The sequence below is a fragment of the Bacillus sp. LQ01 genome (assembly GCF_057624735.1).
Genome location: NZ_JBYEZL010000002.1, coordinates 1,528,405 through 1,543,366, shown reverse-complemented (window position 1 = coordinate 1,543,366; position 14,962 = coordinate 1,528,405). Strand labels below are relative to the sequence as shown.

17 protein-coding genes are annotated in these 14,962 nt (G+C 34.1%); 3 read left to right on the top strand and 14 right to left on the bottom strand.

The window, feature by feature from the left end:
* Positions 1-11: 11 nt before the first annotated feature.
* The 12 genes from AC22L0_RS20345 to phaZ form a co-directional block, all read right to left on the bottom strand.
* Entirely contained in the window at positions 12-713 is a 702-nt protein-coding gene (locus AC22L0_RS20345; protein ID WP_000095661.1) for an SMI1/KNR4 family protein, read from the bottom strand.
* Positions 714-744: 31 nt separating this feature from the next.
* Entirely contained in the window at positions 745-2,436 is a 1,692-nt protein-coding gene (locus AC22L0_RS20340; protein WP_087964957.1) for a hypothetical protein, read from the bottom strand.
* A 33-nt stretch (positions 2,437-2,469) separates the two neighbouring features.
* On the bottom strand, positions 2,470-2,796 hold the full coding sequence (locus AC22L0_RS20335; protein ID WP_001198203.1) for a hypothetical protein: 327 nt from the start codon (positions 2,794-2,796) through the stop codon (positions 2,470-2,472).
* Complete coding sequence (locus AC22L0_RS20330; protein WP_000514121.1) at positions 2,796-3,515, bottom strand: DUF5081 family protein; 720 nt, start codon at positions 3,513-3,515, stop codon at positions 2,796-2,798. Before AC22L0_RS20330 ends, AC22L0_RS20335 begins: the two co-directional genes overlap by 1 nt.
* Positions 3,516-3,537: 22 nt before the next feature.
* Positions 3,538-3,843: a WXG100 family type VII secretion target gene (locus tag AC22L0_RS20325; RefSeq protein ID WP_000014537.1), complete on the bottom strand. Its 306-nt coding sequence runs from the start codon at positions 3,841-3,843 to the stop codon at positions 3,538-3,540.
* A gap of 26 nt (positions 3,844-3,869) precedes the next feature.
* Complete coding sequence (locus AC22L0_RS20320) at positions 3,870-4,292, bottom strand: hypothetical protein (protein WP_000883455.1); 423 nt, start codon at positions 4,290-4,292, stop codon at positions 3,870-3,872.
* A gap of 645 nt (positions 4,293-4,937) precedes the next feature.
* Entirely contained in the window at positions 4,938-5,669 is a 732-nt protein-coding gene (locus AC22L0_RS20315) for a M15 family metallopeptidase (RefSeq protein ID WP_000241986.1), read from the bottom strand.
* A 48-nt stretch (positions 5,670-5,717) separates the two neighbouring features.
* Positions 5,718-6,953 carry a CapA family protein gene (locus AC22L0_RS20310; protein ID WP_000887606.1) on the bottom strand — a complete coding sequence of 412 codons (1,236 nt, stop codon included), beginning with the start codon at positions 6,951-6,953 and terminating at the stop codon, positions 5,718-5,720.
* Positions 6,954-7,551: 598 nt separating this feature from the next.
* On the bottom strand, positions 7,552-7,752 hold the full coding sequence (locus AC22L0_RS20305) for an NETI motif-containing protein (RefSeq protein ID WP_000166303.1): 201 nt from the start codon (positions 7,750-7,752) through the stop codon (positions 7,552-7,554).
* Positions 7,736-8,932: an MFS transporter gene (locus AC22L0_RS20300; protein WP_000062796.1), complete on the bottom strand. Its 1,197-nt coding sequence runs from the start codon at positions 8,930-8,932 to the stop codon at positions 7,736-7,738. Before AC22L0_RS20300 ends, AC22L0_RS20305 begins: the two co-directional genes overlap by 17 nt.
* A gap of 117 nt (positions 8,933-9,049) precedes the next feature.
* Positions 9,050-9,283, bottom strand: a complete 234-nt coding sequence (locus AC22L0_RS20295) for a hypothetical protein (protein WP_000554159.1) — start codon at positions 9,281-9,283, stop codon at positions 9,050-9,052.
* 61 nt (positions 9,284-9,344) lie between these two features.
* Positions 9,345-10,247 (bottom strand): intracellular short-chain-length polyhydroxyalkanoate depolymerase, encoded by a 903-nt coding sequence (gene phaZ / locus AC22L0_RS20290; RefSeq protein WP_000594878.1) that lies wholly within the window; start codon positions 10,245-10,247, stop codon positions 9,345-9,347.
* Between the two features lie 189 nt (positions 10,248-10,436).
* Here phaZ and AC22L0_RS20285 point away from each other — a divergent pair, with 189 nt between their 5' ends.
* The 3 genes from AC22L0_RS20285 to AC22L0_RS20275 all read left to right on the top strand — a co-directional run bounded on the left by AC22L0_RS20285 (position 10,437) and on the right by AC22L0_RS20275 (position 13,428).
* Positions 10,437-10,853: a MarR family winged helix-turn-helix transcriptional regulator gene (locus AC22L0_RS20285; RefSeq protein ID WP_000343675.1), complete on the top strand. Its 417-nt coding sequence runs from the start codon at positions 10,437-10,439 to the stop codon at positions 10,851-10,853.
* A 15-nt stretch (positions 10,854-10,868) separates the two neighbouring features.
* The gene (locus tag AC22L0_RS20280) at positions 10,869-12,068 is read left to right on the top strand and encodes an MFS transporter (protein ID WP_001190318.1); all 1,200 of its coding nucleotides are present in this window, start codon (positions 10,869-10,871) and stop codon (positions 12,066-12,068) included.
* A gap of 100 nt (positions 12,069-12,168) precedes the next feature.
* A complete protein-coding gene (locus AC22L0_RS20275; protein ID WP_087964959.1) occupies positions 12,169-13,428 on the top strand; it encodes a serine hydrolase domain-containing protein in 1,260 nt (419 codons plus the stop codon).
* Positions 13,429-13,712: 284 nt separating this feature from the next.
* On the opposite strand, the gene AC22L0_RS20270 is transcribed toward AC22L0_RS20275, so the two are convergent.
* Both AC22L0_RS20270 and AC22L0_RS20265 read right to left on the bottom strand, forming a co-directional pair.
* The gene (locus AC22L0_RS20270) at positions 13,713-14,234 is read right to left on the bottom strand and encodes a DUF6141 family protein (RefSeq protein ID WP_053512605.1); all 522 of its coding nucleotides are present in this window, start codon (positions 14,232-14,234) and stop codon (positions 13,713-13,715) included.
* 266 nt (positions 14,235-14,500) lie between these two features.
* Positions 14,501-14,929 carry a helix-turn-helix domain-containing protein gene (locus tag AC22L0_RS20265; RefSeq protein ID WP_053512606.1) on the bottom strand — a complete coding sequence of 143 codons (429 nt, stop codon included), beginning with the start codon at positions 14,927-14,929 and terminating at the stop codon, positions 14,501-14,503.
* Positions 14,930-14,962: the final 33 nt, after the last annotated feature.

The window sequence follows — 14,962 nt, the reverse complement described above, 5'->3', positions numbered from 1 at the left end:
TTAAAAACCTTTTATTCAAAACCGATAACAATCCATTCATCTACAAAATCCCAAAAGTGAACATTATATTTAGGCTGACTCTTAGCTGACCAAAAAGTAGCATTGTTATTCTTACAATTTTCATAATCTATAGCTATGTAGCTCCCCATACCATTACTAAAGAATCCAAAAGATGTTTTTAAATTAATCTTTATAGGTTCTTCCAATTCATCTATAATCCCCCACTCTAAGTCATCATCCCCAAAGTAAGTTATAGCTTCTAATGGCATCAATCCCATCGATTCACTTGTGTAATCATAAAATCCATTATGAACATTTTCATAAAAGTCCCTAATAGATTCAGGAATTTCTCTCCATGAAGATTCTAATTCCTCATTATTAAAACTATCTTTAGGATTTCTTCCTTCATAATATAAATCTTCTCCACCTTGATTTTTTATTGTATACAAGATTGAATAGGTGTCCTCACTTATCATCAGTTCAATATCCTCAAGGTATTCTGATAAGTAAGCAATAGTATTAGATAAATTATTATCTACATATTTTTTCCATATACTTAAAATTTTCTTGATTCTCTTTTCTCTATTATGTTCACTAAATACTTCCACCCATAAATCAGGAATTAAAGATGCATTTATATTCTTAAATTCATTTGCATTAATCAATTGAATATCTTCATTATACTCTCTTAATATATCTAACTTAGAACTCATTTTTCCCCATCCTTTTTAATATTATTTTATATTATTCTTTTTTAAAATCATCAATTTGTTTTTGCAATATTCTTTCAAGCTGTTTTTCTCTTGTAATCATCTTGCTCCTAAAGTCAAGACTAACTTCTATCTCATCTGGTGTTCCCTTTTTATAATGTGTCCATTCTTCATACGATTTAGATTGCTTTGAAGTGTTTGCAGATTTACTTAATCCTGTAAAGTTTTCTGGGTTATTTAATACTTCTAACTGTTGTTTTTCTGTTAAATTACCAAAACCATCCATACTTGCAATTCTGTCCATAGACACAATATGATCTGCTTCTAGTGAACCTATAAAAGTTTTTCCAGGAAGAGCCTGATCCTCCGTTTCTATCTTTTTATTGTGGCCTTTATTTACTTGTTTTCTTATTTTTGCTGTCGGTGTTTTTTTTCTTAATGCTTCATATTCTTCATCTGTAATCTTTCTCTCACCGTACCTAGGAGGAATTCCACTATCCCCCGTACCCTTAACCCCACCACTCTCCAAATTCGAGATCCTACTCTGAATACTCGCTTTTGAGGCATCATGGGCTTCTTGGAATTTCCCGCTATAGTTCGTTCCAGATCTAACGACACTTCCATCTGGCAGTATTTCTACACCTTTAACGAATGGAGTTACGGAGTCCACACCTTTTGCTACTAGACCTTTAATGAAATAGTCCGCATCATTAATCTTATCTACGGTTTTCCAGCCTTGTATTTTTAAATTTTTTAATAGATTATTTTCCTTAAGCGATTGTACCACATTTCCACCCAAATTTGGATTAAAACCAGGCATTCCTTCTTTGAATTTTAATAATTTGGCTAAATCAGCTAATTCACTCGTGCCTTTGAATGCTTTTACTCCTTTTCCTACTGCTCCAACAACTGGGATTGCATCTAATCCGCCAAAAATGATGTTTCCTACCCGCTCTTCTTGGCTCAATTTCCTATGTGTTCCCCAGTCTTCTCCGTCGATACCGCTTTTTATTTGTACACCTCCGTATACTACTGCGGCAGCGGCCCCGAGTGGTGGACAAAGGATTGTTGTGATGATGATTCCTACTCCTATTCCTATGTCTCGCACCATTTCTAGTTTTTTCTGTTCATCTTCTATCGATTTGTATTCAAATCCTCGTGTGGATGGGACTACTTTCTTGTATTCTTCATAATTTAATTTTGCATCTGGATTTTGTTTTTTTAGTTCTTTGTATTCTGCCCTAAGTACGTTATCAAATGCAGGAGAATCTCTAAAAATATCTTCTACTGTTATTTTATCTTTCTTCTTCTGTATTGTTTGTGGTACACTTCCGTAGCCTGCATGCGCACCTGGTAATACTGTCGTTGTTGTAGAGCCAATTCGGTTATTTGTTTCAAAACTGAGAATAGATGTATCTCTCATTTTTTGAGCGAATTTATCCATTTCTACTAAAAAAGGTTTATCTATATGTTCAGAGACTAATCGCCCTGCTTCTCCGCAATATTTTTGTAATGTCGAATAGCTATCAAGTAATTCCCCGATTTTTTGCGATTGATCTTTAGGATTAAAATGTATACTACCATCCGAGTCTAAATCTCGTATTCTTCCATCAATTCTTTTTAATGATTCATTTGCTTCCCGTAATTTTATGAGTGCATCTTTTGTAATTCGATTCATACCATCCCCCATGTTTTGCCATGGTTCAGGTCTATATTTCACATCCATCTCGTTTTCATCCCCCCAGCCGTATGGTGATTTCTACAACTTACTTAATATTTCACGTAATTGTTCGTCCTTTTCAAGCATTTCTACACATACATTTCCTACAACTGTCGCTGACCTAGAATAGTGTTCAGCCAATTCTAGTGTTTTGTGTAATATATCAGGATATTTTTCAATTACTCTCATCGCTTCACCTTTTTGATAAAAATTACAGCTTAATAAACTCTCAATATTCGTTCCAATGACGTCTACATGGATTTTATATATATTTTCTAACTTCATTACTATATCAAGTAGTTCTTGAAAATTAACTAATACTTCTTCTCCACCACCAGAACCACTATCTCCCATTGATACTTGCATTATTGAATACCTCCTAACGAGAATTGTCTCGGGTCAATTAACTTTTTATATGGCATTTTTAACACGTCATACAATTTCTTATTAACCGCATAGAGGCTTACCCAGTCATATCGATTACGATCTACATCTATTTGAACGAAATCTTCTCCTTCAGTAAAATATAAGAAACATTCCCATTTTCCTCCTCTATTACTTCGAGGCCTCGTATACGTTTCTATCGCTATAACGTCTTTATTTGATAAATCTTTTTCCTCAAATGTTTGTTGTTCTGCCTCTGTCATTCTCTTTGAGAAAAATGTATCTTCTATTTCCCTCGGTTCTCTCAATAAGAAAGGAATGCGTGTTAATAATGAAAAATATACGTCCGGTTTTGGTATGTAGTCGATCTCGTATTTTTTATTTGGTTCTATTTCTGTTAATACAGCCACTCGGTCTTTATCCTCTTTTAAAAAGCCAATTAATACATTATTCATTCTCGTGTATTCATGACAATTTTCATATTCCTTTAATAGTTCAATTATTTGAAAAGCTGCAGGGGTAATTCCATTTTCACTTGTAAGTAGGCCTTTTTCTTTTAAACTCGTAGTTGCTTTCGTGACACATTCTGCATCAAGTAAAATAATTGCGTCACGGTTTGGCAATCCAAATATATCGGTAACCCCAGCTGCACCTGCGAGAACATATAATTCAGCAGGTGCAAAACTCATTTCTTTCCCCATTCTTTTATCCCTCGTTTCTCCATCACAGTTGTTTTATCTCCCTTACTTCCGATTTATCTCCGTACGTTTGAATGCTTTTATCTAACTCTTTCAAAGCTTTCGTATGTCCTTCAAATGCCTCTACCATTTCTGAATTATATTGAATGATCAAATCAAGATAACTTAAAAATGCATCTCTCGTTTTTCCATTCCATTTCGCACCTGTGACATATGCTTTTAAGTCTTTCGCTTGGTTTAAAGAATCCTTCATACCATTTTCAATGTTTTGTGCGTAAGAAATGGCACTTGCAGTGTTACTTCCTATAATTTCAACCTCTTTACCACTCATGTTGGTTCCCTCCATTCTTTGTATGGTTAATGGATAAGTTTTTCAAATTCCTTTTTCTTTTCTTCAAAAGCCTTGGTCGCTGCAGCGTATGCTGACGCTTTCTCCGATTCTGCTTTCGCTTTATATTCCAAATACTTTGCATAAGCTGTACTTTTTGCAGATCCAACATCGCTTAATGCACTTTTAAAATAGGATACTAATGTATGTAATTCTTCATCCTTTTCATGACGTTTTTGTTCAAATTCAACTGCCGGAATTTTATTAGCTTCTAAACCATTACTTTTACTCTCATAATCTCTCTTCGCTGATTCAGCATCTTGAATGAATTGCTTTAACTCTCTTTCTTTATCTTTTAAATAATCATGTAAATCATCATACCGATCTCGTTTCCTCGCACTTTCTGTAAAACCAGACGCATTTAAAAAAGCATTGTACAATTCATCTAACATCTTTCTCCCCCTTTAGCACAATAACTATGTAGTTAAATTCGTATATTTAAACATGAATATTCATTACATTAAGAATTAACAAATAATTATTTTTACATATTGCTATTTTATCAAAGGGATTTTAACATTTCCATATTTTATGAATGGCTTTCGCATTTTTCTTCAATAAAGTGAAACTTTAATCAATATGACTATGTATTTATGTGCAGAAATAATAAAAAACACTGCCAAGCGCAGTGTTTTTTATTATTACCTTTTATCCAATTCATTCGTATTAAATCCTTGCTTGAGAGTAAGACCAGTTCTTTCTTATTTCATAAACAACTATTTCTGGATAATCCCAATGAAGCGTACGAGTAGGCTCCCGGACTCGTTTTACTATTCCTTGGGCTGTTTTATTTCTATATTCATTCCAATATTTTGGCTCAGTCGCTCTTAAAAGAACAATAGAAAAAGGATCTGATATGAATATCAGATCCTTAACTTTAATTTCTTAATACATACATCTTTTTACACGATAACTGGTTCATACGTGCTCAAATTATCATACTCAGTTTTTACAATACTAGGCGGAAGGTTAACACATCCTCAGATTCACCTTTTCTTGTAGCAGTGCATAATGTTTAATAAAATTAAAGCATATTTTTACTTACCAGACTTAATTTTTTCGTTATATTCTTCTAAAGTTAACCCTTTTTCTTTTAGATAAACAGCAACTTCTTTCCCTACATAACGATAGTGCCATGGCTCATACTTAATGCCAGTAATATTCTCTTTATCTTTTGGATAGCGGAGAGTAAATCCATATTCTGCAGCGTTCTTATCTAACCATTTGAATGCATCGGTAGTTTCAAATTTTGCATTTAAATCTTCTACAGTATTTTGCCATTCAACTGAAATAATGTCTAACGCTAATCCAGTATGATGTTCACTTGCACCAGGATACTGAAGATATTCCAATGCCTTAGCACTAGCCTCTTTATCCGACAAGCCTTGAGATTTATAGCTTTTAACTGAAGCATCATAATAAGTTTGTTGTAATTTTATAGCTCGATAACCTGATCTTAAATAAAGATTGATTCCCTCTTTTTTTGCAGCTGCTACCATATCCTGATAGGAAGTTGCAATTCTACTATCTATTTTCATATTTGGCTTCGCATTTTGAGTGATACTTGTTAATTCAATTCCTAGTTCCTTTGATAACATATGCTCTCTATTTACAAGGATAATTCTCCAATCATTAACATCAGAGATAGGTAAAACATCTTTTTTCTTCGCATGTATTTCATTTTTATTTTTATCGTTATTATTAGTAGTTGCCTGAGATGTTTGCTTTCCACTACAAGCAGCAAGACTCCATCCCATTGCTAATACCAATGCTAAAATTATAAATTTTTTAATTGTATCTCATTCCCTTTTTGTTTATTAGTCTTTATACCAATTTCCCAACACGTCTCTAGGAATCTCCTTGAAATCCTTCAAAGAAACGGGGCCGACAAATTTTTTAATTCCATGTTTTTTAGAATTTTCATCCGAATAATCTTTTAAAAATTGAATTTTAAATTGTTTCTTACCATCGGCATAGTCGGTTACTGTCGGTACGATTGCCGCTTGTCGTATACCAAAAGTTTTATCTTCATACTTAACAAATTGTACATAAGATAATCCTCCAACTAATGTTTCTAATTTTTCTTGCGCAGAAATAAGATTTCCAAGAGAATAATAGATTAGCGTTTCATGTCCATCTTTATTTTGTTTCCACTCAATTGGTTGAATTACATGTGGATGATTTCCAATTACTACATCTACACCTAAATCTGTTAAATATTGAGCAACTTCTTTTTGTTGCTTTGAAGGTGTTGAGGTATATTCTACTCCCCAATGCACCATAACAATCACCATATCAGAGCTACTCTTTGCCTTTTCCACATCATTTTGTATCGCTTTTTTATCAATTAAATTTAAAGCCCAAGACTTATCAGCTGGAATTTTAATTCCATTCGTACCATATGTATAATTTAGTAACGCAAAACGAATACCATTTTTTGTAATCGTTTTTATTTCATTACGCTCGTTTTTACTCTCATTAATACCTACCGGGATAACATCCGGATATTTCTTCCAGTATTCTCTTGTATTCGCAACACCTTTAATACCCATATCCATAGCGTGATTTGTCGCTTGCGTCACTATATTGAATCCAGTGTCCACTAAAGATTGGCCTACTTCTTCAGGTGTATTGAAAGTCGGATATCCCTGTACTTTTAAATTATTTCCGGCAATCGGAGTCTCCTGGTTCACTATAGCAAGATCACTTGATTTAACAGCTTTTTTGATATTTTCATAAATATAATTATAATCATATGAACCGTCTTTTTGTTTGCCATCTTTAATTACTGCGTCATGATATAAATTATCACCCGTAGCTATTAAATTCACAACCGATTGTACTTTTTTATCTTCCGTAAAATTAGGAGACTGTTGGATAGGACTTTTCTCTACCCAATTTGGTGCTTTTAATGATGTATCTATATTGGATTCAGCCGGTGGTAATGAAGCTTTAGACGTCTTAACATCTGTATTACCACAAGCGGTTAAAAGCACTAAAAAAATAAGACATACTAAAAAAAACTTTTTACTTCTCTGTAAAGTATCTAACATGTGATCCTCTTTTCTGTTTTATTCCTTATAACCAGTTCTAACAAATCATTCTTTAAAACAACGTATTTTGGTTTTACCCTTAATTATGGAAGGACACTCTGTTACACCTGCTTCGGAATATACTAATAATTGTTTTCCGCTTTCTAGCAATCTATCGATTCCATCAGAAGTGATAGGTTACTAGAAAAAGATGATCCATCAGGATGTCGACTAGTTTGATATACCTATTCCAATTGCAATAACTCGTTTAATATTTAAACAAGATAGGAGAATCGTTCATATAGCCTCTTCTCTCGCTTTATGTTTAAAGTGCCTCCAAAAAAGGGATCGTTGCTGTACCCCTTTACATAGTGCGAAATTTTTGTAACTAATTTCTTTCATTCAAGCGACAAACATTATACCGATAACAATAAGTAAGACCCAAGAACTTATTTTACCAATATACGAAAAAAGTAGCAATCTTTTGTCCCATATAAAGAAGCCCATTAGGAGAAATGAACGAGAGATTCATTCTATTCAATTCCTGCATTGATTAATAAAAAAACAAGCCACCCAACTATTGGATGGCTCTATACTATAAAGAGAATTTGTTATTGGATTACTTCAATTTCCCTTCAAAAACAATCTTCCTACCGCACGGTTCAACTACTGTTTTGCCGTCTTTTTTTACTTCATGAAAGATTGGCTCTTCCATACGACGAGACGGAGCGTAGCCTTCTTGTTCCATACGTGCTAAGCAGTCTGTAATTGTTTCATTTTCAAGTACTTCAAATTTCTTTTTATTAGGTTGTTTTGTCATGCCCTAACCTACTTTCTATTTTTCTTGATGCAAATTGATTTTTCATGTAGACCATATATAACATTGCGAGAATTCCCATTATAATCATAACCGCAATAAAAAAGCTTGTATACTGTATTTTTTCTATAAATACGCCGCCTAATACAGGTCCCATAATACTTCCTAAACTAAAAGCGATTCCGGATAATATATTACCTGCCGGTAGTAAATGTCTCGGTAATAAATCAGTCATAAATCCAAGCCCTAAAGAGAAGCACGATCCAATAACCATACCCGCTAAAAGCATGCAGGCAAAGACGATCCAGTAATATTGATCAAATACGGCGGCAAGTAGAAAAATGCCCGTACTTATGCTAAACGTCCACGTTAATATACGGTCCCTTCCGTATTTATCACTCAATATACCAAGCGGAATTTGTGTAATAATACCCCCAACTGCAAATGCTGGTAATAAGAAGGATACATCTGAAACAGACCACCCTTTACGAAGTGCGTATACTGGTAAGTTACTGTTTAGCATTGCTTCAAGTACGCCATATGCAAGTGGTCCTAGCAGTGCAATCCATCCTAATCCAACAACTTGTTTATAACGAGAAAATGATGATTCACTCTTCGCTTCTCTTTCATCTTGCGCTGGGAATGCATTTTTTGTTGGAAGTAGTAAAAGCCAACCTATTAGACAAAGTATAGTAGATATAATAAATGGCGTTGCAAGACCGTACTGCACAGTGCTTGCTAAATACGGGCCAACGGCAAAACCAATTCCGAAGAATACACCGTATATCGATACTTGTCTCCCTATTTTACTTGGGTCTGATGTTGTCGTGATCCACGTTTGTGTTCCGACATGAAGCATATGATCTCCGACTCCAACTAGAAATCTAAGGATAAACCATACCCAAAACGAAAATGTTTGTGTAAAAAAGAATAATGAAATAATAACGAGAAACCCACCTATAACAATAATCGGCTTCATTCCAAACCTTTGCATCGGTTTTTCAAGAAACGGCGAAATGACTAATATCCCAATGTACAATGCCGTCGCATGAATACCATTAATACTTGAACTAACCCCTTCTTGTTCAAAAATCATTGCAATGGCAGGTAAGAGCATTCCTTGTGATAAACCCGAGATTGCTACAATCCCAACCATAATCCAAAAAGTAAAACGCATTGACATCCCTTTCCCTCTCCTTCTCACGCTTCCACTTTTCATTATAAACTGTTTCTGCAAATGCGTGTACGAATATTCGCAATAAAAAACAAGCTAAAAGAATGAATCTTTTAGCTTGTTACCTTATCCTTCCCAAACTTGTGCTTTCACATTGTTATGAAATTGCTTAAAGTATGGATGTTTATAAAAAGCAGTTTCATATAAGTATTGCTGTGCGTTAGCGATTGGTGGCTGCGGATATTGCATTTGTAAAGGAACTACAGCTGGCGAAACTTGCATATACAGCGGTTTTATCATCATTTTTGTATATGCGTAATGATTATATGGCGAATAAGCGATGAAAAATGGTTGATGCATTGATAATCTCCCCTTTAACATACAAATGTTATAGTATATGCAATACTGTTCATTTCGGGGATTATTTCTGTTCTAACCAATTCTCTACATGTTTTATAAATACATCTAAACAATCAATAAACGGCGAGTGTCCGCAATCTTCTAATACCTTCAACTCTGCATTTGGCAAATGTTTCGCTAATTCCTCACCGACTACTTGCGGAACGACATAATCTCTATCGCCTTGTATGACGAGTGTTGGCGCTTTAATACGATGAATTTGTTTACTTCCCTCTACAACCCCATTATGTTCATCTGAAATATTAAATGTAATGAGCGCATAATTCACATCTACGAAATTACGTTGCGTTAACATATCATCTAAATACTTTTCATAACGGTCCGGTTCAGGTTGATTATGTGTATATATTAATAGATTCCATACTGTACGGTAATATAGTTTGTTCATATTTTTTATCGCGTCTAATACTGGAGCAATTTGTACTGGATCTTGCGCAATTTCTTCTTTCGTCTTTACTAAACTTGATACAATTGGCTGCCCATTCGTATCTTTTTTAAAGATTGGGTAACCTTTCATTCCTACTGATTCTACTAAAATTAACTTTTCTACAAAAGTTGGGTGATTCGCTGTAAATTGCATCGCAACGCCACCGCCCATTGACCAGCCCATTAATGAGAATTTCTCTAGTTTTAACTCGTCGATAAATAATTTTACATCGTCTGCAAAGTCTTGTAATGAATCTATCGATTGATTATACGTTGATTGTCCAAACCCTCTTAAATCAAGAGCGTAAATATGGTATTGATCTTGCAACTTTTCAATAACTAAATCCCAATGTTGTGACGATGTCATGTTCCCGTGAATGAGTACAAGAATATCTGTATTTCGCCTTCCAACTTCCTGATATGCAATCGTTTCTCCGTTCGATAGTGAAACAAACTCCATTGTTGCAGGCTTAATCATCACAAGTTCCTCCATTCTATTTAATAGAAAGAAAATTCTTTACTTAATTAAAGAATAGCACGTAGAATGTACGTTCGCAACATAAAAGCTATAAGAATTTTTTACATAAATCAACATGTCTATTACTAGACAATTATTATAAAAAAGTATATAGTTAGCTAGGTAACTAATTTGAAAGGATCAAAATACATGGACGAAAAACAACATTTTTTTCACATCGTCAGCCAGACTTCTCGAAAGTTTACGAAGAAATTTAATGAACGTGTATCTCCAACAGGGTTATTTAGTGCGCAATGGGCTGTTATTTTCCGCATTAATCAAACTGGTTCTTGTACGCAAACAGAATTGTGCCAGTATTTAAATGTTGAATCACCAACGATGACTCGTACGTTAACACGTATGGAAACGATGGGATGGATTATTCGTACAGAAGGTAAAGATCGCCGTGAGAAGCTCATTTCTTTATCCGAAACAGCGATAAAGATGATTCCAATATGGCAAGAAGAAGTTGATACTTTCGAAGAAAAAACGCTAGAAGGTATTAACGAAGATGATTTACATCAAGCATTTCAAGTGTTACAACAAATTATTAAAAATTTAGATTAAATTGGAGGGATGACGATGCAAAGTGAGAAACTTTGGACGAAGGATTTCCTCGGAACTTGTTTTAGTAGTCTATTTCTCTTCTTAACATTTTACATGCTTATGACTACTCTACCTGTCTATGTAATAGACGGCCTAAAAGGAAAACCTGAGGAAATTGGTTTAGTTGCAACTGTGTTTCTTATTTCTTCTGTTTTATGTAGACCATTCACAGGAAAATGGCTCGATGATTTAGGAAGAAAGAAAATATTATTTATTTCACTTTCATTATTTTTAGCCGCTACTGTTATGTATTTCGGTGCGCAAAGTTTATTCTTATTACTTGCCCTTCGCTTCTTACACGGTATTGGGTTCGGGATGGCAACGACAGCTACTGGTACGATCGTAACTGATGTTGCGCCAGCTCATCGACGAGGCGAAGCACTTGCATATTTCGGCGTATTTATGAGTCTGCCGATGGTAATTGGTCCTTTTTTAGGTTTAACAATTATTTCTCATTTTTCGTTTACTGTGTTATTTATCGTTTGTTCCGTATTTTCATTACTTGCATTTTTATTAGGACTACTTGTAGATATTCCACACGAAGCACCTGTTAGCAAACAAAAACGTGAAAAAATGAAATGGAAAGACTTAATCGAACCATCTTCTATTCCAATTGCACTTACAGGATTTGTTTTAGCCTTTTCTTATAGTGGTATTTTATCCTTTATTCCTATTTATGCGAAAGAACTCGGTTTAAGTGAAATTGCAAGTTACTTCTTTATTTTATACGCACTTGTTGTTGTCATTTCTCGTCCATTTACAGGAAAGATTTTTGATCGCTTCGGTGAAAATGTACTCGTTTACCCTGCTATCATTATTTTCACAATCGGAATGTTCATATTAAGCCAAGCACAAACTTCATTTTGGTTCCTTGGCGCAGGTATGCTAATCGGTTTAGGTTACGGAACATTAATTCCGAGTTTCCAAACGATTGCGATTTCTGCCGCTCCAAACCATAGACGTGGTTCTGCGACAGCTACGTATTTCTCATTCTTTGATAGTGGTATTGGCTTTGGTTCTTTCATTTTAGGTATTGTCGCAGCGAAATCCAGTTATCATAATATGTATTTTATCGCAGCTATTATCGTTGCGTTCACTTTACTTTTATATTATGGATTACACGGACGAAAACAAAAATTCAAGAAACAACCTACAGACGGAAAAATTTCCGCTTAACGTTAATAAGGAAAGTAAACTTCCCCGTTTACTTTCCTTATTTTGTATTTCTTTCAAGACGAGCGTATACTTATAGTAGAAATAAAAAGGAGGACCATATATGAAACTAAAAAAATCTCCCCTACTCTTACTTATACTAACATTCATATTTGTAATTACAGGGCTTGGGTTTACTTACTTCAAACAAAATAAAACGACCCCATCAAAACATAATGTGACAAAAGAAAACTGGTTAAATGACCCTTACTTACGTTGGTCATATACCCATATGAAAGAATTCACTTTAGTTAATAACGTAAAAAACAATCCTGACCAAATTGCTCACTTCCCTTCCGCATTGCAAAACTTAGACGATTTTGCTGTGGAGCGTAGATTCGGAAATACAACTCCTCTAAAAAAACTTTTAGACGATAACAAAACGGATGCTTTTGTCGTTGTACATAATGGACAACTTGTTTACGAACGATATTTCAATGGGTATAAACAGAATGAACCTCATGGTATGGCATCATTAGCAAAAGTCTTTACCGGGGCAATTATACAATCTCTCGCTGAAGAGAATCGTATCGATTTAGAGAAAACAGCTGACACTTACATAAAAGAATTAAAAAACACACCGTTCGGTAATGCCACACTTCAGCAATTAATGGACATGCAAGTGTCAGCAGAATACCCGACCCACGGATATGAGCAACCTGGGCTAGAAAATCAAGATGCACAATTATATTTAGCTAGCAATATTTTACCCCGCGGCAAAAATTACGACGGTCCGATGAAAATTTATGATATGTTACGAGAAGCCGAAGAAACTGCACCACCTGGTTCTTCCTTTTCTTACAATAACGGATCAACAGAAACGCTCGCTTGGATTATTAGAACTATTACTGGTAAATCACTAGCTGAAAATGTAAGTGAACGAATTTGGTCTCAAATTGGTATGGAAGAAAACGCGTATTACGTTACAGATGAAACAAAAGTAGAACAAGCTAGTGCTGGATTAAATGCAACTGCTAGAGATATGGCGAGATTCGGGCAATTACTATTAAACAACGTGGAATATAACGGAAAACAAATTCTCCCTTCTTCTATTACAGAAAGTGTAAAAAATGTACAAGAAGGTGAACTTGAAATTAGTAGTGGCGCTTCTATTTCTTATCATAATCAATGGTGGATTCCCCACAATGAACAAGGTGCTTTCGAAGTGTTAGGTAGTTACGGACAAACACTTTACATCGATCCGAAAGCAAATATGGTAATCGTTCATTTCTCTTCTAACGCAACGCCAAGTAATGAAATACATTCGGTTTATTCAAATATGTATATTGATATTGCACATTATTTAGAAAAGCTTCCACAGTAGTGGAAGCTTTTTCTTATTTCGGTGTTTTATTTGAATCCATTATATTATTCCAGGTTTAAAAGCATTCGTAAATCTACTATCCTCATCATAGTTATTCATAATTAAACTTTTTATTAACAATCCAATAAAAAGTTACGAAGAGTGTCAATAAAATCCAAATAATCGTTAGTAACACATTGGCTATTGTGTTTGAATTTACTAATCACGTAATGAATGTTTCCATCATAAAAGAGTTTGATTATTTTTGTGACCTCTCCTCCATTAAAGCGCTCATTTGCTACAGTTTAATTTTCATTATGCTGTTTTGCCGAGTCCAATGCTTTTTTTAGTTCGTCCGGTTTTTGAGTACCTATTACAACTGAATTATATATCAACTTTAACTCTATGCCTTTCTTTCCATTCATGTTATAGACTTTTTCACCCTTAAAATTAAAACGAATTCCCCATCCTCCAAATCTTTTTAACGGACTGTAAGTAATACTTTCATAGTTACGTATATCTTTGAGGAGATACTCCCTATATTGAAAATGAAAAGGTACAAAACGAACATAAAGACCTTTTCCACGAACCTCAATAATTAGCTTCAATACCCCAAGCATTAATATAGGAGAAGCAATCCCAAAAACTAACCACAAGACAATTAATGCACCATTAGGAGCTGGTTTATCTCCAAACGGAATATCAAAGATAATTTGTTGAATAAATCCATACCACATCAGTATGGCGATCCCTAATATGAGTATCCATATCCAAATTTGTTGTGGCCGCTGAACCTCACGAAAGATAACTTGTTCTTGTTGTTTCATTAGCAATTCCACCTCCTAAATGGCTTATTTATTTGATTTCAACACATTTTATTCAACAATCTGGACTGATTGCTAAACAACAAAAAAATTGTACAAAAATTCCGTTCTGGGGTTGGTATAAGATTTTAACTTGATAGGCATGGAGATACTACCATTACTTCAACAATTCGAGTATCCAAAATTTAAATTAAATCTGAATTAACTAAAGCCGACAGCAATTGGATAATATTCATACTCTGACTGGCTGTCGGCTTTAATTTTAAAGTTTAATTAAAAAAATTTTTCTTATTATTTTTGATATAGTTAACGACAATTACAAAATAAGTAACAGCTATGAGATTAATTATACTTAATATTAGACCTGATGGATTGGACCAAGGAAGTACAAAAAGCCAAAATACTACCAAAATCGAACTCATTACATATAACCATTTGAATTGATCTGTCATTTTTAATTCCCCCCTTTTCCCTTCTTTGATGATTTTATCTTTCAAGAAATCATCTCCTTTAATTAATTCGTCAATGCTAATATTGAATAAATCACTTAATGTAATAAGTGTTTCAATATTCGGATAGCCTTTTTCAAGCTCCCATTTAGAAATTGATTGTCTGCTTATGTTTAATTTAAGAGCTAGTTCTTCTTGTGATAAGTTATGCTTTAAACGTTCTTCTTTTAGCTTTTTATAAAATTCCATGATTTTCAACTCCTATAATTTTATTTTTACTAT